The 23,339-nt window shown below is 60.7% G+C and carries 20 protein-coding genes and 1 pseudogene; 8 read left to right on the top strand and 13 right to left on the bottom strand.

The genetic code is table 11. The features are described 5' to 3' along the window. Window positions 1-13 precede the first annotated feature (13 nt). The gene (locus KI231_RS26210) at window positions 14-562 is read right to left on the bottom strand and encodes a cysteine hydrolase family protein (protein ID WP_213026719.1); all 549 of its coding nucleotides are present in this window, start codon (window positions 560-562) and stop codon (window positions 14-16) included. 100 nt (window positions 563-662) lie between these two features. Between KI231_RS26210 and KI231_RS26205 the strand changes: the two genes are divergently transcribed. The 4 genes from KI231_RS26205 to KI231_RS26195 all read left to right on the top strand — a co-directional run bounded on the left by KI231_RS26205 (window position 663) and on the right by KI231_RS26195 (window position 3,814). Then, window positions 663-1,655, top strand: a complete 993-nt coding sequence (locus tag KI231_RS26205; protein ID WP_213026718.1) for a GlxA family transcriptional regulator — start codon at window positions 663-665, stop codon at window positions 1,653-1,655. Between the two features lie 121 nt (window positions 1,656-1,776). Next, window positions 1,777-1,905 carry a hypothetical protein gene (locus KI231_RS30175; protein ID WP_283246345.1) on the top strand — a complete coding sequence of 43 codons (129 nt, stop codon included), beginning with the start codon at window positions 1,777-1,779 and terminating at the stop codon, window positions 1,903-1,905. A gap of 51 nt (window positions 1,906-1,956) precedes the next feature. Next, the gene (locus KI231_RS26200; protein WP_213026717.1) at window positions 1,957-3,066 is read left to right on the top strand and encodes a DUF3182 family protein; all 1,110 of its coding nucleotides are present in this window, start codon (window positions 1,957-1,959) and stop codon (window positions 3,064-3,066) included. After that, the gene (locus tag KI231_RS26195) at window positions 3,056-3,814 is read left to right on the top strand and encodes an alpha/beta hydrolase family protein (RefSeq protein ID WP_213026716.1); all 759 of its coding nucleotides are present in this window, start codon (window positions 3,056-3,058) and stop codon (window positions 3,812-3,814) included. Before KI231_RS26200 ends, KI231_RS26195 begins: the two co-directional genes overlap by 11 nt. Window positions 3,815-4,001: 187 nt before the next feature. Here KI231_RS26195 and KI231_RS26190 read toward each other — a convergent pair whose 3' ends face one another. From KI231_RS26190 to KI231_RS26170, 5 genes are read right to left on the bottom strand one after another with little or no spacing between them, the layout of a single operon-like run. After that, window positions 4,002-4,208 carry a hypothetical protein gene (locus KI231_RS26190; protein WP_213026715.1) on the bottom strand — a complete coding sequence of 69 codons (207 nt, stop codon included), beginning with the start codon at window positions 4,206-4,208 and terminating at the stop codon, window positions 4,002-4,004. 49 nt (window positions 4,209-4,257) lie between these two features. Then, entirely contained in the window at window positions 4,258-5,244 is a 987-nt protein-coding gene (locus KI231_RS26185) for a lysylphosphatidylglycerol synthase domain-containing protein (protein WP_213026714.1), read from the bottom strand. Continuing rightward, window positions 5,241-6,515 carry a cardiolipin synthase ClsB gene (clsB, locus tag KI231_RS26180; protein WP_213026713.1) on the bottom strand — a complete coding sequence of 425 codons (1,275 nt, stop codon included), beginning with the start codon at window positions 6,513-6,515 and terminating at the stop codon, window positions 5,241-5,243. The genes KI231_RS26185 and clsB overlap by 4 nt, the downstream gene beginning before the upstream one ends. Beyond that, entirely contained in the window at window positions 6,512-7,309 is a 798-nt protein-coding gene (locus KI231_RS26175) for an endonuclease/exonuclease/phosphatase family protein (protein ID WP_103303747.1), read from the bottom strand. Before KI231_RS26175 ends, clsB begins: the two co-directional genes overlap by 4 nt. Further along, window positions 7,306-8,232 carry a DUF72 domain-containing protein gene (locus tag KI231_RS26170; protein WP_213026712.1) on the bottom strand — a complete coding sequence of 309 codons (927 nt, stop codon included), beginning with the start codon at window positions 8,230-8,232 and terminating at the stop codon, window positions 7,306-7,308. The genes KI231_RS26175 and KI231_RS26170 overlap by 4 nt, the downstream gene beginning before the upstream one ends. A 600-nt stretch (window positions 8,233-8,832) precedes the next feature. Here KI231_RS26170 and KI231_RS26165 point away from each other — a divergent pair. Continuing rightward, window positions 8,833-10,923: a mechanosensitive ion channel family protein gene (locus tag KI231_RS26165; RefSeq protein ID WP_213026711.1), complete on the top strand. Its 2,091-nt coding sequence runs from the start codon at window positions 8,833-8,835 to the stop codon at window positions 10,921-10,923. 156 nt (window positions 10,924-11,079) lie between these two features. Here the strand turns inward: KI231_RS26165 and KI231_RS26160 are convergent, their stop codons facing one another. After that, window positions 11,080-15,498 carry a DEAD/DEAH box helicase gene (locus KI231_RS26160; RefSeq protein WP_213026710.1) on the bottom strand — a complete coding sequence of 1,473 codons (4,419 nt, stop codon included), beginning with the start codon at window positions 15,496-15,498 and terminating at the stop codon, window positions 11,080-11,082. A gap of 302 nt (window positions 15,499-15,800) precedes the next feature. Here KI231_RS26160 and KI231_RS26155 point away from each other — a divergent pair, with 302 nt between their 5' ends. Further along, window positions 15,801-16,685, top strand: coding sequence for a sugar nucleotide-binding protein (locus KI231_RS26155; RefSeq protein ID WP_103303743.1), 885 nt, complete (start codon window positions 15,801-15,803; stop codon window positions 16,683-16,685). Further along, window positions 16,678-17,607 carry a UDP-N-acetylglucosamine epimerase PgnE gene (gene pgnE, locus KI231_RS26150; RefSeq protein ID WP_213026709.1) on the top strand — a complete coding sequence of 310 codons (930 nt, stop codon included), beginning with the start codon at window positions 16,678-16,680 and terminating at the stop codon, window positions 17,605-17,607. The genes KI231_RS26155 and pgnE overlap by 8 nt, the downstream gene beginning before the upstream one ends. 240 nt (window positions 17,608-17,847) lie before the next feature. Here pgnE and KI231_RS26145 read toward each other — a convergent pair whose 3' ends face one another. From KI231_RS26145 to KI231_RS26120, 6 genes and pseudogenes are all read right to left on the bottom strand, one after another. Next, complete coding sequence (locus KI231_RS26145; protein ID WP_103303741.1) at window positions 17,848-18,546, bottom strand: OmpW/AlkL family protein; 699 nt, start codon at window positions 18,544-18,546, stop codon at window positions 17,848-17,850. A 247-nt stretch (window positions 18,547-18,793) separates the two neighbouring features. After that, a pseudogene (locus KI231_RS26140) lies at window positions 18,794-19,311 on the bottom strand (DUF3299 domain-containing protein). Window positions 19,312-19,322: 11 nt separating this feature from the next. Next, on the bottom strand, window positions 19,323-20,588 hold the full coding sequence (locus tag KI231_RS26135; RefSeq protein ID WP_103303740.1) for an ABC transporter permease: 1,266 nt from the start codon (window positions 20,586-20,588) through the stop codon (window positions 19,323-19,325). A gap of 1 nt (window position 20,589) precedes the next feature. Continuing rightward, window positions 20,590-21,300: an ABC transporter ATP-binding protein gene (locus KI231_RS26130; protein ID WP_103303739.1), complete on the bottom strand. Its 711-nt coding sequence runs from the start codon at window positions 21,298-21,300 to the stop codon at window positions 20,590-20,592. Window positions 21,301-21,439: 139 nt separating this feature from the next. After that, window positions 21,440-22,033 (bottom strand): DUF2796 domain-containing protein, encoded by a 594-nt coding sequence (locus KI231_RS26125; protein WP_213026708.1) that lies wholly within the window; start codon window positions 22,031-22,033, stop codon window positions 21,440-21,442. Between the two features lie 158 nt (window positions 22,034-22,191). Beyond that, complete coding sequence (locus KI231_RS26120) at window positions 22,192-22,749, bottom strand: hypothetical protein (RefSeq protein ID WP_213026707.1); 558 nt, start codon at window positions 22,747-22,749, stop codon at window positions 22,192-22,194. Between the two features lie 216 nt (window positions 22,750-22,965). On the opposite strand from KI231_RS26120, the gene KI231_RS26115 reads away from it, so the two are divergent. After that, complete coding sequence (locus KI231_RS26115; protein ID WP_213026706.1) at window positions 22,966-23,322, top strand: hypothetical protein; 357 nt, start codon at window positions 22,966-22,968, stop codon at window positions 23,320-23,322. The last annotated feature ends 17 nt before the right edge of the window (window positions 23,323-23,339 follow it).

The raw sequence follows: 23,339 nt of genomic DNA, 5'->3' as shown, positions 1-23,339 counted from the left end.
ATTTGCGGGGCGCTTAGCGCTGGAGAAACTCGTCGGTGGAGACAACGTTGGCATAGGCGAATCCCAGTGCCGACATGAACGCCGCGTGGACATGGTCTGCCGGTATGGTCAAACCGTTGAACTCCAAGTCACGGCTGGCGCAGGCATCGTGAATCACCGTGACGGCATAACCCAGATCCGCCGCCGCACGGGTGATGCCGTCGACGCACATGTGGCTCATGCTGCCGACCACCACCAGTTCCTTAATGGCTTTTTCGTCAAGGATCGACTGCAATTCGGTTTCGCGGAACGCGTTGACGAAATGCTTGAGCACCACGGGCTCGTCGGCGCGGTTCAGCACTTTGCGATGCAGCTTGGCGCCGTCAGAGCCCGGGGTGAAGAACGGTGCGTCCGCTGAAGTGAATTCGTGGCGGATGTGGATCACCGAATCACCCGCATCACGGAAGGCCGCGATCAGTCGCGCGGCGTTATCGGCGGCGGCGTCCGCACCGACCAGCGGCCACTTGCCTTGGGGGAAGTAGTCGTTCTGGATATCGACTACGATGAGCGCTTGCTGGGCCATGGGTGTGTCCTCGTGAGTTGGCTGGAAGTGGCTTCAGTATTGGCGCTGCCGGTTAATACGAGGATTGGCCGCACCGACAATAGACAGGGGAAAACTGACAATGGGCGCAGAAAAGGCCGCCGGCGCACCTGCCATTAGCGAACTGGGCGTGTTGATCTATCCCGGTGCGCAGATGGCGGCGGTGCATGGCCTGACCGACCTGTTCGCGGTGGCCAACCGGATCGCCGCCGAACATCAGTCGGCGCAGTTGCCGTTGCTACGCGTCAGTCACTGGCAGGTTGAAGGCGATCAGGCGCCGCAGCGGGTTTTCGACAGCGGCCCGGGTGGTGAAGGTGCTTTGCTGGCGGTACTGATTCCGCCGTCGATCGGCGGGTTTTCTGCAGCACAGATGCCCACCGGTTTATTGCAGTGGCTGCGTGATCAACACGCTCGCGGTGCCACCCTCGGTGGCGTCTGCGTGGGTTCGCTGCTGCTGGCCGAAAGCGGTTTGCTCGACGGCCGCAGCGCCACCACGCACTGGACGTCGGCCAAAGCCTTCGCCGAGCGCTATCCGAAGATCAGACTCAAGGCCGATACGCCGATTGTCGATGACGGGGATCTGATCACCACAGCCGGGTTGATGGCCTGGTCGGAACTGGGGCTGCGTCTGGTCGATCGTCTGCTCGGGCCGAGCATCGCCACCGGCACCGCGCGGTTTCTCGTGGTCGAACACAGCGACAGCGCCAGTGCCTGCGGCAGTAACTTTGCGCCGATTCTCAGCCATGGTGATGCGCCGATTCTCAAGGTTCAGCATTGGTTGCAGGGTACCGGCGCCACGGAGGTCTCGCTGACAACGATGGCCGAGCGGGCTGGGTTGGAGGAACGTACATTCCTGCGCCGGTTTCGCGCGGCAACCGGGTTGAAACCGACCGAATACTGCCAACATCTGCGCGTGGGCAAGGCTCGGGAAATGCTCGAATTTACCAACGGCACGATTGATCACATTGCGTGGACGGTGGGGTATCAGGACCCGGGGGCGTTTCGTGCAATCTTCAAGAAAGTCACGGGCCTGGCGCCGAGTGAGTATCGCGCACGGTTTGGTTCAACACGGTAACCCGACTCACCTCAATACCTGTGGGAGCTGGCTTGCCAGCGATTCGGGCCTTTCAGATAGATAGGTCGGTGGCTGACCCACCGCTATCGCTGGCAAGCCAGCTCCCACAGGGTTTTGTGTGATGCTGTGGATCGTGCAATTTGCCGGGGTTTTACAGGCAGTCGTGCAGATTGAAACAGGCGTGATGCCAGCACTTTTTCGACAAGCTTCTGATTCCCTGATGATTTTCCCGGCGCGGCCGTTGGCCTGATCTCTGCACTTCTCAAAGCTACATTCACCGCGCCGCTGGAAGGGGGAACGCATGACCCCGACACCCTACAAGAAAACTGTCGTTGCCCATTCCGTGCGTAGCGGCGCGCCGCAGCACGAAGTGCAGACCAACAAGGCCCTGGCCCGTTGGCTGGCGCAGATTCTCGGGCTCAAATTTGGCGGCAGTTACGACGCTGAAAAACATCGTGGCCGTGACCTCTATCTGTTGCCGACGCAGACCATTGTCGGCGCCGCCAAGGCTCACGAACTAGGCATCAAAGGCCCGGATGATCTGTGGGGCGGTTACGTCGAACACGATTTCATCTGCACCAAAGCCATCAGCCATGGTTTGCGCAGTCATCTGGCTCACGCACCGAAAGGCTGGTCGCCACTGTTTTCCGAACGCGTGCGTAACGTGGTTCTCGACGGTCTCAGTGTGTTTTCCCTCGACGATGCGCGACCTGCCGCCGAGCATTTGTTGTACAACGGACCGATTCGATTGAAGCCGATTCACGCCTGCGCCGGTCGCGGTCAGGAAGTGATCAAAAGCCTCGATGCCTTCGATGAAATCCTCGCCCGCCCCGAAGCTCAAGCGCTGTTCAGCGAAGGCGTGGTGCTGGAGCAGGACTTGAGCGAGGTCATCACCCACAGCGTCGGCCAGTCATTCATCGGCGATAAAGTGCTGAGCTACTGCGGTGATCAATACTTGACCCAGGACGCTCACGGTGAAGACGTCTACGGCGGCTCGAATCTGCTGGTGGTGCAGGGCGGCTACGAGGATTTGCTGACACTGGAGCTGCCTGATCCTGTGCGCCTGGCCATCGAACAGGCGCAGGTTTTCGACAGCGCCGCCGATGAAGCCTACCCGCGCTTCTACGCCTCGCGGCGCAACTACGACATCGCTCAGGGGCTGGACAGCAATGGCCAAACCCGCAGCGGCGTGCTCGAACAATCCTGGCGCATGGGCGGCGCCAGCAGCGCCGAAGTGGCTGCGCTGCAAAGTTTCGTCAACGACCCGACTATGCGCGCGATACGCGTGTCTTCGGTGGAAACCTATATTGATCAGCCGCTGCCGGCGGACGCCATCGAGGTGTATCGCGGCCCGGCCGAGAACAGCGAATTTCTCCTTAAGTACGTAACGGTCAAATCCTATGACGGCTAGAAGCGAAAGCATTCAAATCGACATTGATGACGAGCAGATGAGCGGGACATTTCTCAGTCCCAAATCCAAGGTGCCGGGAGTGTTGTTTGTCCACGGTTGGGGCGGTAGCCAGGAGCGTGATCTTGAGCGGGCCAAAGGTATTGCCGGCCTGGGTTGTGTGTGCCTGACCTTCGATTTGCGCGGGCACACGGGCGGCACCGGGATTCCACTGACGCGGGTAACGCGTGAGGACAATTTGCGCGATCTTCTGGCAGCGTACGATCGCTTGCTTTCGCACCCGGCGCTGGATACCTCCGCGATTGCCGTGGTCGGTACCAGTTACGGCGGCTATCTGGCTTCGATCCTCACCTCTTTACGCCCGGTACGCTGGCTGGCGCTGCGAGTCCCGGCGTTGTACCGCGACGAGCAATGGCACACCCCCAAGCGTGATCTGGACAAGGCTGATTTGCGTGATTATCGCGGCACCCTGGTACGTGCCGACAGCAATCGGGCGCTGCACGCGTGTTCGCAATTCACCGGAGACGTGTTGTTGGTGGAGTCGGAAACCGACGTCTACGTGCCCCACGCGACGATCATGAGTTACCGCGCGGCATGTCAGCAGACTCACTCGCTGACGCACCGGATCATTGATGGCGCGGATCATGCGTTGAGCGACCCGGTTTCGCAGCAGGCGTATACGTCGATTCTGGTGGACTGGATCACCGAGATGGTCGTGGGTGAGCGGTTGAGCATCATCCAGTCTTCATAGGTTGTGTTGTTCTTCCTGACGCTATCGCTGGCAAGCCAGCTCCCACAGGGAAATGCATTCCAATATGGGAACTGGCTTGCCAGCGATGGTGCCATCAGCCTCAACAATCCACAGGGAAATGCATTCCAAATGTGGGAGCTGGCTTGCCAGCGGTGGTGCCATCAGCCTCAACAATCCACAGGGAAATTCATTCCAATGTGGGAGCTGGCTTGCCAGCGATGGTGCCTTCAGCCTCAACAATCCACAGGAAAATGCATTCCATTGTGGGAGCTGGCTTGCCAGCGATGGTGCCTTCAGCCTCAACAATCCACAGGAAAATGCATTCCATCGTGGGAGCTGGCTTGCCAGCGATGGTGCCATCAGCCTCAACAATCCACAGGGAAATGCATTCCATTGTGGGAGCTGGCTTGCCAGCGATGAGGCCATCGGCCTCTACAAGAATGTCAGGAAGGTTTCTTTTCGATCCGCAGCGACTTGGCCTTCGCCTCCACCAGCAAATACATCACCAGCGTAATCAGTAACGGCAACAGAAAATAAATCGCCCGATACGCCAGTAACCCCGCCACCAGACTGCCCCGCGACGCCTCATGTTGCAGCAGCGCCACAAACACCGCTTCCAGTACCCCGAGCCCCGCCGGAATATGGGTGATGACCCCGGCAATCGCACTGATCAACAACACCCCAAGCACCAACGGATAGTCGAGTTTGCTCGGCAGCAACGTGAAAATCACCGCGGCCATCAGCGACCAGTTCAACGCGCCCAGCAGCAACTGCAACACCGCCATGCGCAGCGATGGCAGGTTGATTTCCACGCCACGAATCGACCATTCACGGCGCTTGGAAAATTGGCACGCCGCGAGATACCCGGCGCTGATCAGCAGCAACAGCACACCGATGCCTTGCAACGCTGTGGTGCTGATTTTCCAGCCCGGCGGCATGCTCACCAATCCGCTGCTGAACACCACGCCGGCGATGGTCATGTAGCCAAACCAGTTGGTCGCCAGGCTCAGGCCGAGAATCTTGGCGATGTTGCTTTTGCTTACGCCGAGGCGCGAATACAGCCGGTAACGCATGGCGATACCGCCGACCCAGGCGCTGAGATTGAGGTTGAACGCGTAGCTGATGATCCCCACCGGCAGGATCTGTTTCCAGGTCAGGTCCTGGCGGATGTAAGTACGGCCGATCAGGTCGAAACTGGCGTAAGTCAGAAAACTCAGCAGCGTCACGCTGGCGGCGATGATCAGCGTGCGCACTTTGAAATCAGCGAGGGTCTGCAACACTTCGGCCCATTCGATGCGGCGGGCGAACATTGTCAGCAGCACGATCAACGCGAGAAAAAACAGCACCGTCAGCGGACGCTTCCATTTACTCCAGTGTGAGTGAGTGGCTGGCGCTGATTGCTGATGCGGATGGGCTTCGGAACGGCTCATGAGCGATTACCTCGAAACGGCTTGAGCCTCGGTTTGTGCGCAGGCAGCCAACCGGCCATCGCCGGAAAATGCCGCAAAAAGTGGAATACCAGAAAACCCACGGTCATGTGCCAGACCCGCCCGCGCGGCGACTTGCTGGCGTCCATGGCTTTGCAGTGGTTCTGGCTGAGTTCTTCGAGGCGTCGGAACAGTTCCTGATTGAACGCGCGGTCGCGGATCAGCACGTTGGCTTCGAGGTTCAACGACAGGCTCAGCGGGTCGAGATTGCTCGAGCCGACGGTGCTCCATTCCTCGTCCACCAACGCGACTTTGCCGTGTAACGGCCGCTGGCAGTATTCGTGAATCTGCACGCCGGCCTTGAGCAGATAGTCGTAGGTCATGCGCGCCGCGAGTTTCGCCACCAGCATGTCCGGCTGGCCTTGCAGGATCAGCCGCACCTCGACGCCGCGCCGTGCGGCGTTGCGGATTTCACGCAGCAGGCGATAGCCGGGGAAAAAGTAGGCATTGGCAATGACCACCCGGCGTTTGGCCCGGCGCAGGACCTGCAAATACACCTCTTCGATATCGCTGTGGTGCTGATCGTTATCGCGAAACACCAGTCGTACCTGGCCGTCGTGTTCAGTGAAGGCCATATCTGCGCGGCGCTGGCGCCGGCGCTGCCACCAGAACCGCGCTCGTCCGGGGCGACCGCTTTGCAGCAGGGCGAAATGATGGATGTCGGCCACCGCCGGTCCCTGGATTTCGACCGCGTAATCCTGCTTGGCTTCCGGGCCAAAATCCAACAAGTGATCGCCGGAAAAATTGATCCCGCCAATGAACGCGATCAAGCCGTCGACCACCACGATCTTGCGGTGCAAACGGCGGAACCAGTTGGTGCGAAAGCCCAGGTGTTTGGGGGCCGGATCGAAGATTTGCAGGTGTACGCCGGCATCGCTCAGCGCCGAGAGATAACCGCTGGTGAGTTCGCCACAACCGAAGCCATCGAGGCTGACGGTGGTGCGCACACCACGTTGCGCGGCATCGATCAGAATCTCCTGTAGTTCGGCGCCGACCTTGTCTTCGAAAACGATGAAGGTCTCGAGCAGGATTTCACTCTTCGCCGCCCGCATCGCTTCGAACACTCGCGGGAAATATTCCTCGCCGTTTTCCAACAGTTCGACGCGGTTGTTGCCCTGCCAGTGGTACTCGACATCGACCTGACCGGGCTCGCGGATCGGCGGATTGATGCTGATCGGTTCCACGGCGGACTTCTCCAGCGGTGCGCTGCTCATAGTTCGATCTCCACCGATAGCGGTACGTGGTCGGAAAGGTGTGACCAGGGCCGGTTCGCCAGGACTTTCGGCTGGCGGGCCTTGAGGTTGCGCACGTAGATGCGGTCCAGCCGCAGCGCGGGCAGCCGCGCCGGAAAACTGCGCGCCGGTTTGCCGTGATGCTCGGCGAATACTTCGCGCAGACCACAAGGTTTGAGCAATTCGCTGGCCCGCTGGCGCCAATCATTGAAATCGCCGGCGACAATCACCGGCGCGTCGTCCGGCAGTTCGGCGAGGCGTTGCATGAGCAAGCCGAGTTGCGCGTTGCGGTGGCTTTCACGCAGGCCCAGATGCACGCAGATCGCATGGACCTCGACGCCGTCACCGGGCAGGCGCAGCACGCAATGCAGCAAGCCGCGATTCTCGTGGCCGCTGATCGACACATCGAGGTTGTCGTGACGGATGATCTGGAATTTCGACAGCAGCGCATTGCCGTGATCACCCTCCGGGTACACCGCGTTGCGCCCGTAGGCGAACTGCGGCCAGAGGCTGTCGGCGAGGAATTCGTATTGCGGCATCTTTGGCCAGTTGTCGTAACGCTGGGGATGGTGCTCGTGGGTGCCATGGACTTCCTGCAGAAACACCACGTCGGCGGCTACGCTGCGCACTGCTTCGCGCAACTCCGGCAGGATGAAACGCCGGTTCAGTGCGGTGAAACCCTTGTGGGTGTTGACCGTCAGCACGGTGAAACAGCGCACGGATGACGCGACCTCGGCGCCTTCGTCAGTGAAACCGACCGGCTCTGGAATACTCATGCCAGCACCCCTTCGCCGGCGGGTTCGCCGGGGGTGGTGGCGAGGCCTCCATCGAGGTCGAAACGATGCAGCAGATCACGTGCGTCGTACGGCGCGCGGACTTTGATGTCGTTGTCGAAATAGCAAAATACTTCGCGGGATTTTCGCGCCCGGGGTTTTACCCGTGGTGCGATCAAGTGCGCGTCTTTCGGTTGCTGGCCGTGGTGCCAGGCGTCGATCCGCTCTTCCCAGCGTTTGAGCGCGGGGGCGGTGTAGCCGCTGGCGTACAGTTCTTCGGCACCGTGCAGGCGCAGGTAGACGAAATCGCTGGTCACGTCCTCGCGGTACGGCCACTTGCCGCCGGTGTCGGCGATCACCAGTGCGGTGTTGTGGCGTTTCAACATGCGCACGAAGTCAGGGTCGATGAAGCTGTCGTTACGGATTTCCACGGCGTGGCGCAACGGTTTCTTGCCGTAAGCCTTCAGGCTGGCGTGGCCATGCAGGTGGGCATCGTGCTGGCGGGCGAGGGCGGCAGCCGCTTGAGTGTCGTGGGGCAGCAGGGCGAGGAAATGCTCGAAGCGTTCGGCGTCGAATTTGAAGTTGGGCGGGAATTGCCAAAGGATCGGGCCAAGCTTTTCCTTCAACTCCAGCACCCCGGAGGCGAAGAAATTCGCCAGCGGTTTTTCGATCTCGCGCAAGCGGCGAATGTGGGTAATGAAACGCGGCGCCTTGACGCTGAAAACGAAGTCATCGGGCGTTTCGACGTACCACTGCGCATAGCGTTCGGGCCGTTGCAGGGCGTAGAACGATCCATTGATTTCGATGCTGTTGACGGCCCGCGAGGCGAACTGCAATTCGCGCTTTTGCGCCAGTCCTTTCGGGTAGAAATCCCCGCGCCACGGAGCGTAGCGCCAGCCGGAAATACCGATGTGAATCGTTGCCATGCCGCCCTCCCGTTGAAAGTCCTCGTACAGCCTCTGTCTGCTGATGACTGCGCACGGTTCGGGAAAGTTTCGACGGCGTTACGGACGGTGCATTCTTGAAAACACCGCAAAAGCCCCTGCACATGGGATTTTTTTTGAATCAGTGACCAACGCTGAGGGGCAGCGCGAGCAAGGCAATGGGCATGACGGCACTCCGGTAGAGGTTTCGATGGAGCGCAGTGTCGGGGTTTGGGTTGTGCGGAAAAATACGGGGATGGGCATTTGATATTTGTCTTGAGCGCAAATATCCCAATGCCAGATGACTGTCATTGTTGAAATCATCATCTTGGAGAGAGCCTTTGTGGCGAGGGGATTTATCCCCGATCGGCTGCGCAGCAGTCGCACACCAGCCAACTCGCTCTAGCTGGAAAAAGGGAGTTCAGGCTTGGGGCCGCTTCGCAGCCTATCGGGGATAAATCCCCTCGCCACAGGGGAAGGTTTCAAAAAAATGGCATTCAGAGGGCTGACTGTGGGTTCAGTGGGTTATTGAGGCAAAAACCGAACTTGTCCGCCATTCACCGATCAGTTCCTTACACGTTCAGCCAACGGGAGATCGGAGTTTTGATCAAGTTCAGGATCGCCATTCTGCTGGGAGCATTGTTGTTTCTAGGTGCCAACGAACTCGAAGCCGCCGCGCTGCCGGGCGTTCCGGCCGCTGCTGAAGAGCCGGCCAAACCCGAGCCCATCGTGCAGGGCGGCCTGCTCGGCGCCATCAGTTCGAGCATCGACGACGTCCAGGACAAACTCGATCTCAACGAGCATCTGGTCGACGCCTGGCGCCTGCGCGCCGATCGTGCGGCGGACGAAGTCGACAAACTGGTCAATCAACCCTCGAACCGCTCGGGCTGGAGCGTTGCCGGTGATTTCCTGACGTTGTCCGGCGTATGGCTGGGCGCTTTTGCATTGCTGACCGTGCTCGGCAGTCTTTCGGCCAAACGCCTGCGCGAGAGCCGCTGGTTTCGCACCCGTCAGCGCAGTCAGGATCTGCTCGGTTATTTGCTGCCGTACACCGTGCCGGCGCTGATTTGCTTGCCGCTGACCTTATACGTCAGCCATTTTCTGCAAGCTTCGGTGGGGCGTGCGCTGGCGCTATGCCTGGCCTACGCCACCAGCAGCGGCATCTTTTCCACCTCGATGTTGTTGTGCGTGGTGGTGATGTTCAACGTCGGCCACAAACGCCCGGCGGCGCAGATCATTCGTGACTACTGCCCGCGCCCATTGTTCCTGATCGGCTTCCTCGCCGCCCTCAGCGACGCACTGACCAGCCCGCAGATCGCCCGGCAACTGGGCGGCAATATCACCAGCAGCATCGCGGTGTTCACCGGGTTGATCGCTTCGATCATCTTCGGTTTGCTGGTGATTCGCCTGCGCCGTCCGGTGGCGCATCTGATCCGCAACCGGCCTTTGAGCCAGCGGCTGAAACAACCGTCATTGCAGGAGTCGCTGCGGATTTTTTCCGGGCTTTGGTACTGGCCGATTGTATTGATGGTGCTGGTCTCGGCGGTCAATCTGATCGGCATTGGCGAGGACAATCAAAAGGCCCTGCGCTGCGCGTTGTTCACCACGGTGCTGTTGATCGGCACGGTGTTTCTCAGCACCATCCTGCAGCACCTGTTCAAGTCGCGAAAAGCTGAGGCGTTACAACGCAGCAGGGCCTACAAGGAGCGCTTTCTCAGCCTGTTGCACGCGTTGCTGCGGATCGTTATCGCGATTGCCTTCATCGATATCCTCGGGCGGATCTGGGGCGTATCGCTGCTCGATTTCGCCCAGAGCAGCACGGTCGGGCGGGCAATCAGTAACGCCTTGAGCAGCATCGGCCTGATCTTTCTGGTGACGTGGTTGTTGTGGGTGGTGCTCGACACGGCGATTCAGGAAGCCCTGAAACCGCCACTCAGTAAACGCGCCGCGCGCCAGCCCAGCACTCGGGTGAAAACCATCCTGCCGCTGCTGCGCAATGCGATCAAAATCATTCTCGTGGTGATCTGCGCGATCACCACCATGGCCAATCTGGGGATCAACGTCGCGCCGCTGCTGGCCGGTGCCGGGGTGGTCGGTCTGGCCATCGGCTTCGGTTCGCAGCAACTGGTGCAGGACGTGATCACCGGGCTGTTCATCATCATTGAAGACACTCTGTCGATCGGCGACTGGGTGGTGCTCGATTCCGGACATGCCGGCACAGTGGAAGGGCTGACCATCCGCACCCTGCGCCTGCGTGACGGCAAGGGTTTTGTGCACTCGGTGCCGTTCGGCCAGATCAAGGCTGTCACCAACCAATCGCGGCAATTCGCCTATGCGTTTTTCTCGGTGCAGTTCACCTATGACACGGATGTCGACAAGGCTATCGAATTGATCCGCGAGACCGGTGATTCGATCCGCGAAGACCCGTTCCTCAAGTACAACCTGCAAGGGCCGCTGGATGTGTTTGGCGTGGACAAGATGGATTTGAACGGCGTGGTGCTGACGGCGCAGTTCCGTACGGTGTCGGGCGGGCAGTATGCGGTGAGTCGTGCGTTCAACCAGCGGTTGAAGAAGCTTGTGGATAACAACCCGACGGTGCACTTTGCGCAGACTTATCCACAGCAGGTTTTGTTGCCGAAGCGGCAGGCGCAGGAGGTAATCGCGACCGAGTTGCCGCAGGAGTCGCGGACTTGATTTGGGGATTTGTGGTGTGAGTGCTGGCCCTATCGCTGGCAAGCCAGCTCCCACAGGGTACCGGGTGATGCTTGAATAGAAGGCACACCACAAATCACTGTGGGAGATGCGGTGCGACGATTCGACTTGCCAGCGATGAGGCCAGAACAACCAACCTCAATTCCGGATCAGTTTGCTGCGCATTTGTTCCATCGAGATCTGATCCAGCTCCAGCCAGATCTGCTGCTTGCCGGCAATCACCGCCGCCGCTGGCAACCCATCCCGATACACCAACCGATTGCTCGCCACCGCCGGCACTTTCACCCCCGGCAACAACGTCCCGGCCAGGTTCAGCGGATCAACCCCGCACACCGCAATCAAACTCCCGTCGTGCGGCCGCCGCCGTACTTCACGCAGCAATGGAATCGCTTCGGGCAAGGCAAACTGTTCACCGGCCAAGCCACTGACAAACCGCCCGCCACGAATCTCGCCGCGTGCTTCCAGTCGATGAAAGGTACGCAGCAACTCACGCCAGCTCGGCAACCAGTCGGCCTCACGTTCCAGCAGGCGCCAGAACACCACGCCGTAGCGGCGCAGCAAAGTCATCGCGACATGTTCCAGAATTTGGTTGTTGTCCAAAGCCTGCCCGCGCCGCAGCAAAGCCCAACGCCCGGCATCGTCCATGCCGCCGACAAACGCGCCGCGTCCGCGACGACTGCTACGCTGCTGGCGCTTGCTCGCCGGGGTGATCAGCGCGCGCAGGCCGGCGAAGCTGTCGGCATTCACCAACCCTGCGCCGACCAGTTCCTGCAAGGCGATTTCCAGTTCGCTGCGCAGCAGATGCGCCTCATGAATCAACTCATCGAAAAACAGTGCGCCGTGCTGACTCAATGCTTCGAACACCTTCTGGGTTTTCGGCGACAGTTCGCTGGCCGGCGTCTGTTCGGCCAGCGCACTCCATAACCCGACCTGGCTGCGCGGCAGCAGCACAATCGGCGTGCTGCGCAACGCCGTGCCGCTGACTTTCTGGCGGGCACTGAGGCGCGTCCATACCAGTTTGCCGCTGCGGCACAAATCATCCAGCCAGCTCGGCGAGTAGTCCTTCAGCCGCGCCGGGAGGATGTCGCTATCCCACGCCGATGCGGCCGCCGCATAGCCTTCGAACTGACCGACAATCGCTGGTAAAACCGCGCTGCCCTGGCCTTGCGTGGAGGGCGACAGATGCTGCCAGTCGAACAGAAACCGCATGAAGTCCTGCAACGCCACCGGCTCGATTTCCCGGCGCAGGCGCTTGACCGTGTAGCGATGAATCCGCGCCAGCAAGTGGCGCTCGCACCATTCTTCCACTGCCGATCCCGGCGTGAATTGGCCGCGTAATACGTAACCCTCGCGTTCCAGTTGCGCGAGGGCCTGATTGACCTGCGGTGTCGGCACCGCGAGTGGTTCGGCAATCGCGGCTAACGGCAACGGACCGAAGGCGCCGAGTCGGGCGCGGATCACTTCAACCAATGCGTCATCGAACGTCCAGACCTCATCGAAACCGGGCAGTGCTTGTTGCGGCGGTTGCAGCGTGGCCTGGGGATAAAGCGCTTGCAGGCACGTCAGGCGTTCTCGGGCCAGCCACAACGAGCGAGGCTGTGGATGTGTAGTGACTGTGAGGCCGTCTTCGCGAGCAGGCTCGCTCCCACAATTGACTGTGTTCCAACTGGCGGAACGCGGTTGAATGTGGGAGCGAGCCTGCTCGCGAAGCTGTTCTTTTGCCGTTACTGGCGGAACGACCAAGTGGCAGGCACGACCGCTCGCAGTCAACGTGTCGAGCCATTCGCGCCAGTGTTCGCCCGCCTGAACTTCACGGTCGCTGATGCAGGCAAGGCTCATCAGTGCTTCATGCATTTCATCGATGTTCGCGGGCGTCGGCCAGGCTTCTTCACGCACCGCGTTGATCGCGTCGGTATCCAGCGCACCCAGATCATCGGTGGATTGCGGATCGCTCCAGCGTCGGTTGATCACCGCTTGGGTGCGCCGTTCTTCCAGCGGCGCATCATCGAGAAAAGTGTAGGGGCGGGCGCTGAGAATCTCTGCCGCCAGCGGAGACGGTGCCGGCAGATCACGGCTGATCAGGCGCACCTCGCCACGCTCCATGCGCCGCAGCAGATGGAGCCAGCCTTCACTGTCCATCGCCTCGTGCAGGCAATCGTCGAGGGTCTGTTCCACCAGTGGATGCTCGGGAATCTCGCGCTCGCCGGCGAGGTTTTCCAGGCAGGCGATCTGATCTGGAAACACACTGGCGATCAGGTCTTCACTCTTCATGCGCTGCAGCTGCGGCGCGACTTTACGTCCGCCGGTAAACCTCGGCAGTGCCAAGGCGACCCCGGCATTCCAGCGCCAGCGCACGCCGAACAGCGGCGCATCAAGCACCGCTTGAATCAGGGTGTGCTCGGCGTTGTTGCTGTGCAGATAACGCCAGACATCATCAAGCTCGAAACTGTGACTGGTGGACAGCGACAGCACGATCGCATCTTCACTGGCCGCCGCCTGCAACTCGAAGTTGAAGGTGCGGCAGAAACGCTTGCGCAGGGCCAGACCCCAGGCACGGTTGATGCGGCTGCCGAACGGCGAATGGATGATCAGTTGGGTACCGCCGGACTCGTCGAAAAACCGCTCCATCAGCAACGTGTCTTGCGAGGGCAGGGCGCCAAGGGTCTGGCGTGCGCGAGCGAGGTATTCGACCAGTTGTTCGGCGCTGGCGCGGTTGAGACCGAGGGTGTGGGTCAGCCAGTCGAGCGCCGGTTGCAGATTGCCGGGGCTGGCGCCGAGCAATTCGTCGAGCGTCGCTTGCAGGCGCGCCACCGCGGAGGACAGTTCATCGCTGCGCCCCGGCGCTTCGCCGAGCCAGAACGGAATGGTCGGTGGCTGTCCTTGCGCATCCTCGACCCGCACCTTACCGGTTTCCACCCGCAGGATTCGGTAGGAGGTGTTGCCGAGCTGAAATACATCGCCGGCGATGCTTTCCACCGCGAAGTCTTCGTTGACGCTGCCGATGTTCAGGCCTTGGGGCTCGAGCATCACGCTGTAGTCGGCGTTGTCCGGGATGGTGCCGCCGCTGGTCACCGCCGTCAGTTGCGAGCCGCGCCGGCCACGCAAGGTGCGGCTGACCGCGTCGCGATGCAGGTAAGCGCTGCGAATACCTTGTCGGCCGTTGTAGCCCTCGGCGAGCATCGCCAGCAGGGCCTGATAGTGTTTTTCGTCGAGATCGCGATAAGGCGAGGCTTTGCGAAACATCGCCAGCAGCGCGTCTTCCGGCCATTCCTGGCAACTGACTTCGGCGATGATCTGCTGCGCCAGTACATCCAGCGGTGCTTCGGGGATGTGCAGGGTGTCGAGTTCGCCACGGCGCACGCAGTCGAGCAGGGCGGCGCACTCGATCAGGTCGTCACGGGTAGTGGCGAACAAGCGCCCCTTGGGCGTACCGCCGACCTGGTGGCCGGAGCGCCCGACCCGTTGCAGAAATCCGGCGATGGAACGCGGCGAGGCAATCTGGCAGACCAGGTCGACTTCGCCGATATCGATACCCAGTTCCAGTGACGCGGTGGCGATCAGCACTTGCAGTTCGCCACGCTTGAGCCGCTGTTCGGCGTCGAGACGAAATTCCTTGGCCAGACTGCCGTGGTGCGCCGCCACCGCGTGTTTGCCGAGACGCTCGCTGAGGTGGCGGCTCAGGCGTTCGGCGAGGCGGCGGGTGTTGACGAAAATCAGCGTGGTGCGGTGTTCGCGGGCAAGTTCGGCGAGGCGCTCGTAAACCAGCTCCCAGACATCGTTGGCCATGACCGCCGACAACGGCACGGGCGGTACTTCGATCCCCAGATTCCGGGGGCGCGCATGGCCGATGTCGATGATTTCGCAGGGGCGACCGCTGCCAACGAGGAATTGCGCCACGGCTGCTACCGGTTTCTGCGTGGCGGACAGGCCGATGCGGGTCAGCGGCTCGGCGCACAAGGCCTGCAGCCGCTCCAGGCTCAGGGCCAGATGACTGCCGCGCTTGCCGGCGGCCATGGCGTGAATTTCATCGATGATCACCGTGCGCGTGGTGCCGAGCATTTTCCGGCCTGATTCTGAACCAAGCAGCACGTAGAGCGATTCCGGGGTGGTCACCAGAATGTGCGGCGCGGTCTTGCGCATGGCGGCGCGTTCTTTTTGCGGGGTGTCGCCGGTGCGCACGGCGGTAGTGATGTGCAGTTCCGGCAGGTTCATCTGGCGCAGTTGCTCGGTGATCCCGGCCAGCGGATTTTGCAAGTTGATGCGAATGTCGTTGGACAGCGCCTTGAGCGGCGAGACATAGACCACCAGGGTCTCATCGGGCAGTCCGTCAGAGTTTGCCAGGCCCCGGTGGACGAGATCGTCGAGCACGGCGAGGAATGCGGTGAGGGTTTTGCCCGAACCGGTCGGTGCGGCAATCAGCGTCGAGCGGCGCTGGCGGATCAGCGGCCATGCGCGGGCCTGGGCGGCGGTGACCGTCGGGAAAGTGCTGCTGAACCAGGCGCTGACGGCGGGGTGAAAGCCTGCCAGCGCCGCGTCCGTGGGAAGGGGCAGATTCATGGGACAAGTTATGCGGGTGAGGGCGGGAAGATGCAAGTACCGCTGGGATCTCTACGGGCCATCACGGCCTCATCGCTGGCAAGCCAGCTCCCACAGGGTTGGCGCTGTACACAAATCCTGTGGGAGCTGGCTTGCCAGCGATGGGGCCAATAGCCACAGCATAAATCAGGGGATCTACACTTTACGGATGACGGTTGCGCACTAAACCCGCAAAATGCAACGATTCCGGCAATTATCGACGACGGTTCCACAAGTCCCGTCGTCAAAGCCATCGTTCCTATCAGACTGGGCCTGCTGACTTTATGCGAATGCGCCTTATGTTACTGGGCGGCGGAAATGCCCTTGGGCAGGCGCTGATTCGCCTCGGTGCGGAGGAAGACATCGGTTTCCTCGCCCCCCGCCCGCCCGAAGACGGCTGGGATGCCGCGAGCCTGACGCAACTTCTCGACGATACTCGTCCCGATGCGTTGATCAATCTCGCCTACTATTTCGACTGGTTTCAGGCCGAGACGGTCAGCGAAAGCCGCATGGCCGGGCAGGAACGCGCCATCGAGCGGCTCGCCGAACTGTGCCAGCACCACAATATCGTCCTCGTGCAACCGTCCAGTTATCGGGTGTTCGACGGTTCGCGTGCCACTGCATACAGCGAAAAAGACGAACCGGTGCCACTGGGCCTGCGCGGTCAGGCGTTGTGGCGGATCGAACAAAGTGTGCGCGCGACCTGCCCGCAGCACGTTCTGTTGCGTTTCGGCTGGCTGCTCGATGACAGCCCTGATGGCACCCTCGGACGTTTCCTCGCCCGTGCCGAGCAACCGGAAGAATTGCTTCTGGCCGACGACCGCCGGGGCAATCCGACCCCGGTCGACGACGCCGCCCGGGTGATTATCTCGGTGCTCAAGCAACTCGATTGCGCGGCGCCGCTGTGGGGTACGTATCATTACGCCGGCCACGAGGCGACCACCCCGCTAGCGCTGGGCCAGGCGATTCTGACCGAAGCCCGCAGCCTGCATGCGCTGGCCATCGAAGCACCCACCGCGCAGGCTCACGCCGCGCGCCCGGACGCAGCCGAGGAACCGCAACACGCGGTGCTCGCCTGCAAAAAAATTCTACACACTTTCGGGATCAAGCCGCGCGCCTGGCGTGCCGCTCTCCCGGGCTTACTGGATAGGTTTTATCGTCATGGCTGAAGGTACTGTTTTAATCACCGGCGGCGCCGGTTTCATCGGTTCGCACCTGACGGATGCCTTGCTCGCCAAGGGGCACTCGGTGCGAATCCTCGACGATCTGTCGACCGGCAAACGCAGCAATCTGCCGCTGGATAATCCTCGGGTCGAGCTGATTGTCGGCGATGTCGCCGATGCGGCACTGGTTGCCCAGGCGGTGCAAGGTTGCAGCGCGGTCGTTCACCTGGCAGCAGTCGCCTCGGTGCAGGCGTCGGTGGACGATCCGGTGAAGACTCATCAGAGCAATTTCATCGGCACGCTGAATGTCTGCGAAGCCATGCGTCTGGCCGGCGTCAAACGCGTGGTGTACGCCTCCAGTGCGGCGGTTTACGGCAACAATGGCGAGGGCGAATCGATTGATGAAGACACGCCCAAAGCGCCGCTGACGCCCTACGCGTCAGACAAACTGGCGGGCGAGTATTACTTCGACTTCTATCGCCGCCAGCACGGTCTGGAGCCGGCGATTTTCCGCTTCTTCAATATCTTCGGCCCGCGCCAGGATCCGTCCTCGCCGTACTCCGGCGTCATCAGCATTTTCAGCGAGCGTGCGCAGAAAGGCTTGCCGATCACCGTGTTCGGCGATGGCGAGCAGACGCGCGACTTTCTCTACGTCGAGGATCTGGTTGCTCTTCTGGTGCAGGCGCTCGAGAAGCCTGAAGTGGAAGTCGGTCCGGTGAATGCCGGCTGGAATCAGGCGATGAGCCTGAAGCAGATGCTCGCCGAATTGCAGAAAGTGGTCGGCGAACTGCCTGCGATCAGCTACGCCCCGGCTCGCTCCGGCGACATCCGTCATTCGCGTGCGAACAACGGGCGCCTGCTGGAGCGATTCAAGATGCCAGAGCAGACGCCGATGAGCGTGGGTCTGGCGCGGTTGCTGGGAAGATAAAACGCAGAAACAAAAAAGGCGCCTTTGCAGGCGCCTTTTTTGTGGGCGGGGTATCGCTTTGACTCAGATGCGATCCCTGTAGCGAGGGAGCTTGCTTCCGCTCGACTGCGTAGCAGTCGCCAATCCAATCTGCGGTTTTTCTGAAGCACCGCTAGTGCCTGTTTTGGGGCCGCTTCGCAGCCCAGCGGGAGCAAGCTCCCTCGCCACATTAGCCCGCATTCACCACCACGCGAATGTTCCTTAGAACTTGTAGCCCAGACCGACCATGTACACAAATGGATCAACGTCTACGTTCACCCGAGCACGAGTGCCCGGCGCAACGGCGTTGTTCTCCACAGTCGCGCGGGTATCGATGTCGATGTAGCGCACCTGGGCGTTGAGCATGATGTTGTCGGTCAGCATGTAGTCAGCACCGACCTGCCAGGCCAGACCCCAAGAGTTTTTCGCCTTGAAGTTGCTGAAACCGTTGGCGCTGGCTTCGCTGCCGACGTGCTCGTCGTAGATCCAGGTGTAGTTGATGCCGCCGCCGACATACGGTTGGAACGGCGACTTCGAATCCAGTGGGTAGTAGACGACGCTGAGAGTCGGTGGCAGGTGCTTCAGCGTACCCAGCTTGCCGTTGGCGGCTGGCAGGGCAGTGCCTTTGATCTTCACGTCATGTTCGAACGGCGTGGCCGCGAGCAACTCGATACCGACGTGGTCGGTGAGCATGTAAGCGAAGTTCAGGCCCAGTTGAGTGTCGCTGCTCATGGTCGCCTTGCCGCCCAGGTTGGTGCCGCTCAGCGGACCCTGATCGACCTTGACGCTGGAGCTGTCGGCCTTCGGATTGACGGTGATTGCACCGGCACGGATCAGGATGTCACCGGCATCGTGAGCGTGGGCGAGCGGGGCTGCGAGCGCGAGAGCAAACAGCGAAGCGCTGAGCAAGGACTTGTTCATGGGGGCTCCGAAAGGACGTTAAAAATGTTTGATGTCCTATGGTACGAAGCCAACTGATACGGTCTTTTGACTCAGCTCAATGAAACAGTGAAGGGATGATTTCTTGTGGAACCTTTGAGGGCCTCATCGCTGGCAAGCCAGTACCCACAGTGATCGAGTCGTTCACAAAACTTGTATCACTCACAAAACCTGTGGGAGCTGGCTTGCCAGCGATGAGGTCCCTACAAACCGCACAGAACTGTCGGACTCACTCCGGCAGCTCATACACATAAATCTTGTCGGCATCCATCTGATACCCGGCATCCGCCAGTTCACTGCTCGACGCCTTGACCTGCAACGGCCCCTCGACCCAATACGGCTGGTACAGCTCATCGAGCTTCACGCCGAGTTCGCTTTTCACATGCACGATCTGGTTCGACGGCGGTGGCGGCACATGGATACAGGCGCCGAAGTACGGCACCAGCAAAAAGTCCGTGGTGCGTCCTTCTTCATTGACTTCCAGCGGCACGATGTAGCCCGGCAAACGAATGTTCTGACCGTCGAGTGATTGCACCACCGGCGCGTTCGGCATGTCCTGTCTGGCCGCTGGCGCAGATTCAGCGGACAGCGCATCGCTCATCTTCGACAGGTCGTGCAGCGGGGTCATGTTCGGCACTTCCGGCGCGGCGTCCGGGGGATCATTTCCGACCAGGTCAGGTCTTTCGGCGCCGCCGCCCAAACGGGCAGGGCGACCAGCAATAACAGCGCAAGCACGGCGCGGGGCATGGTGAACATCCTCATAAACGGATCGACAGGCCATCGGCCAGAGATTGGCGATACGCGCGCCAGGCCGGCACGCTGCCCATCAGCAGCGCGGCCGCCAGAATGCCACCGAGCAGCGTCCATTCATACTCACTCGGCCACGCCAGCGGCAGATACAAGCCGTAATTGGCCTGCACATAACTTTGCGCAGCGGCGATGCCGATGTACAGCAACGCCAGCCCGGCGATCACCCCGGTCAACGCCAAGGCAAAGGCTTCCAGTACCAGCAGGCTCGCGATGTGCCACGGCCGTGCGCCGACCGAGCGCAGGATCGCCATCTCCCGGCGCCGTTCGTTGAGGCTGGTGAGAATCGCCGTGAGCATGCCGATCAACCCGGTCAGCACCACGAACAGCGAGACCACGAACAAGGCTTTTTCTGCGGTGCTCATCAGGCTCCACAACTCTTGCAGGGCCACGCCTGGCAGGATCGCCAGCATCGGTTCGCCACGGAACTCGTTGATCTCGCGTTGCAGGGCAAAGGTGGAAATCTTGCTGTTGAGGCCGAGCATGAACGCGGTGATCGCTTGCGGCGTCAGGTCCATGTTGCGTGCCTGATCCGCCGTGATCCGGCCGTTGCCCCGCGCCGGCACGCCGTTGTGCCAGTCAATGTGAATTGCTTCCATGCCACCGAGGCTGATGTGCAGCGTGCGATCCACCGGGGTGCCGGTGCGCTTGAGAATGCCGACCACAGTGAACGGCTTATCGTCGTGCTTGACCAGACTGATCGCCGCCACGCCGTGGGCCAGCACCAGTTGGTCGCCGAGTTTGTAATGCAGGGCCTCGGCCACTTCGGCACCCAGCACCACTTCAAACGGATCGGTGGCGAAGGCGCGACCATCGGCCAGTTGCAGATGCTGCTGGCGGCCGTACTGGTAGTGCTCGAAATAGGCTTCGGTGGTGCCCATCACACGATAGCCGCGATGGGAATCACCCAAGGACATCGGGATCGCCCACTTCACTTTCGGGTTGTTGGCGAAATGTTCGAAGCTGTCCCAGCGGATGTTATTGGTGGCGTTGCCGATGCGGAACACCGAGTACAGCAACAGGTTCACCGAGCCGGAACGGGCGCCGACGATCAGGTCGGTGCCGCTGATGGTGCTGGCGAAACTGGCTTTGGCTTCGGTGCGCACCCGTTCTACGGCGAGCAGCAGGCACACCGACAGGGCAATGGCGAAGGCAGTGAGCAACGCAGTAAAACGGCGGTTGGCCAGGCTGGCCATGGCCAGACGAAACAAATACATCTCAGACCTCGGCAGACGTGGCGGCGCGATTGAGCTCGGCCAGGGACAGGTGACGGTCGAACAGCGGCGCCAGGCTCTGGTCGTGGCTGACGAACAGCAGACTGGAACCAGCCTCGCGGCATTCGGCGAACAGCAGGCGGATAAAGTTTTCCCGGGCGTCGTAGTCCAGTGCCGAAGTCGGCTCGTCAGCGATCACCAGTTCCGGTTGGCCGATCAATGCACGGGCGGCGGCGACTCGTTGTTGCTGACCAATCGACAGCGAATCGGCACGACGACTGAGGATGCTTTCATCCTTCAGACCCAAGTGGGCGAGCAACGTGGCCGCGGCTTGATCGACGCTGCCGTGACGCTGTTTCGCCCGCTCGGCGCGTAGTTTGGAAAAGTGGCAGGGCAACTCGACGTTCTCGCGCACCGAGAGGAAGGGCAGCAGGTTGAATTGCTGAAAGATGTAGCCGGTGTGATCGACGCGGAAGGTATCGCGGGCGCCGGCGGAGAGTTCGGTCAGCTCCTGGCCGAGCAGGCGGATGCTGCCGCGATCGGGCTTCTGCACGCCGCCGAGCAGGCCGAGCAGGGTAGTCTTGCCGCTGCCGCTGGGGCCTTTGAGGAACAGGGTTTCACCCGGCTCCAGACGAAACGCCGGGATGTCCAGCAGCGGCGGGTGACCGGGCCAACTGAAGCCCAGGTCGGACAGTTCGATGAGTGCTTGAGTCATTTGAAACCGGTCGGATAGTTGAGTGGCCCTTGTGTAGGAGTGAGCCTGCTCGCGATGGCGGTGGGTCAGTCAGCATGGTTGCCGAATGTGCCAGCGTCATCGCGAGCAGGCTCACTCCTATAGGGGATCTCTACAGGATTCAGAATTTCAGCGCAGCAGCCTTGGCCGTCACTTCGGTGCCTTGCTGGCCGCTCGCGCTGATCAGTTGTACCTGAATCTTCTGGGTGGCCGGGAAGGTATTGAAGATGTTCGCCAGATCCAGCGTCTTCAGTGCACCCGGGGCCGCGCAGTTGAACTGATAGTGCGCATGGATTTCGCTGTGGTCGTGGTGATGTTCGTGACCGTCCTTGTCCGCTTCATCGTCGTCATGGTCGTCGGCATCCGGCTTGTCACCGAACAACGGGCTTTCCAGCTCCTGGCTGACCACTTTGCAACCGGCAGCGGCGGGCAGGTTGAACAGGGCCAATGGCTTCTCAAGCTGAGCGCGGGCGGCGGCGACTTTGGATTTGTCGGCGTCAGTGCTGGCGACGTGTTCAAATCCGACCAGATTCATCGCCGGGCTTTCCAGCTCCAGTTCCAGGGTCTGGCCATCGAGTGCGGCATTGAGGCGACCGACACCGTGTTCATGCGCGCCGAGGCTGCCGTGTTCATGGTCGTGATCATGCTCATCGGCAGCATGGGCGATGGCCAGCGGCAACAGGGCAAACGGCAAAGCGAGCAGCAGACGACGCATGGCGGTCTCCGGGAAGTAAAGTGAAGAGTTTGTTATGTAATCTTATAACGAAAGTGCGCAGAGTTTGCCCGTGCGCTCCGTTTTGCGCAAGGCAAGACTGAGCTCCGCCCGGGACAGATTCCAGAGCGGTGCGTAGATTGCAGGTCATGCTTGTAGAGTCAGAAGCCTGCGCCGGGATAGTCGAACCAGTAATGGCCCGAGAGCACATGCCTGGTCAGATTTGCATCGAGTACGTGCGGGGCATCGCGAGTGAAGCGCTGGCGCCAAGCCGGAAGCCACCAGTAGTTGATTGCTGTTCCGCGCGGCAGTACCACAAGCTTCATCACTTCCCGATCGATGCTGTGCTCTTTGTAGAGTTGATGGCTGCGATCCATGAAACCCATGTACTGACTGATCGGCAAATGGAACATCAACGCCGTAGTGAATATTTTTTCACTCTGACTGAACGCCGGGCTTTGCAGTATCTGCAGCGCTTCGCAGGTGTACAGCTGTGATTGGCCAGCAATCTTTTGGCCTTCGGCAGTGGAAAGTATGTCGAAACGGTCATCCATGTCCCGCCAGTCGATACGAGCGTTGTGCTCACGAATGAATGCGGTAAGTGGCCCTGATGCAGTCGCGTCGCGTTGGCACGATGAAAGGTCGACAGGCGACCAAAAACGCCAACCCGCGATCAGCAGAAGCACAATTGTCAGGAGTACCCAAAACAGGCGGTTCATTTGAGCGGGTGACACTTGATGCCTTTGTGGCTGCATCAGATTGGGCCTCCCTTCGAGGCCAGTTTTCGTCCTGAAGACATGGGCATCCTTTCCAAGGGAAAGAGAGCAATGTAGATGATTGCGTGATAAGTGTCAGACGCATGTGATGCAGGTGCGCTTGGCGTTACACAAGTCCCGTGGGAGCATGCAGGTCAGAAATGTGCGGGAGCGAACTCAATGTTGCGGATACGCGGAACCGTCGGTGACGTGCCGGTGGATTTGACAGTGGAACTGGATGACAGCGATTGGGCGAAGCTGGGCTCGGCCCTTGGCGCACAGCCGCAGATCGCTCAAGCGGCAACCGCTTCGGCGCCAGTGGCGAAACCGCTGAATCAGGACGATGCCTTGTGGCAGGTCGCCAGGGATTTGCTGCGCAAGGCTGGCCAGCTCAGCGGGCCGGATCTGCTCGAACAACTGGAAGGGCTGACGGGCAGCGCGGTTTCAGGCAAGCGCCTGTTGGTGCGTTTGCGCCATAGTTCGGATGTGAAAGTGGTGAGCGGCGCAGATACGCCGCTCTACAGCTGGATCGAGTAGACCGTAAAAGATCGCAG

The sequence above is a fragment of the Pseudomonas sp. Seg1 genome, assembly GCF_018326005.1.
Classification (GTDB): domain Bacteria; phylum Pseudomonadota; class Gammaproteobacteria; order Pseudomonadales; family Pseudomonadaceae; genus Aquipseudomonas.
The sequence above is the reverse complement of the archived record's forward strand: the minus strand, read 5'-3'. Positions and strand labels throughout refer to the sequence as shown.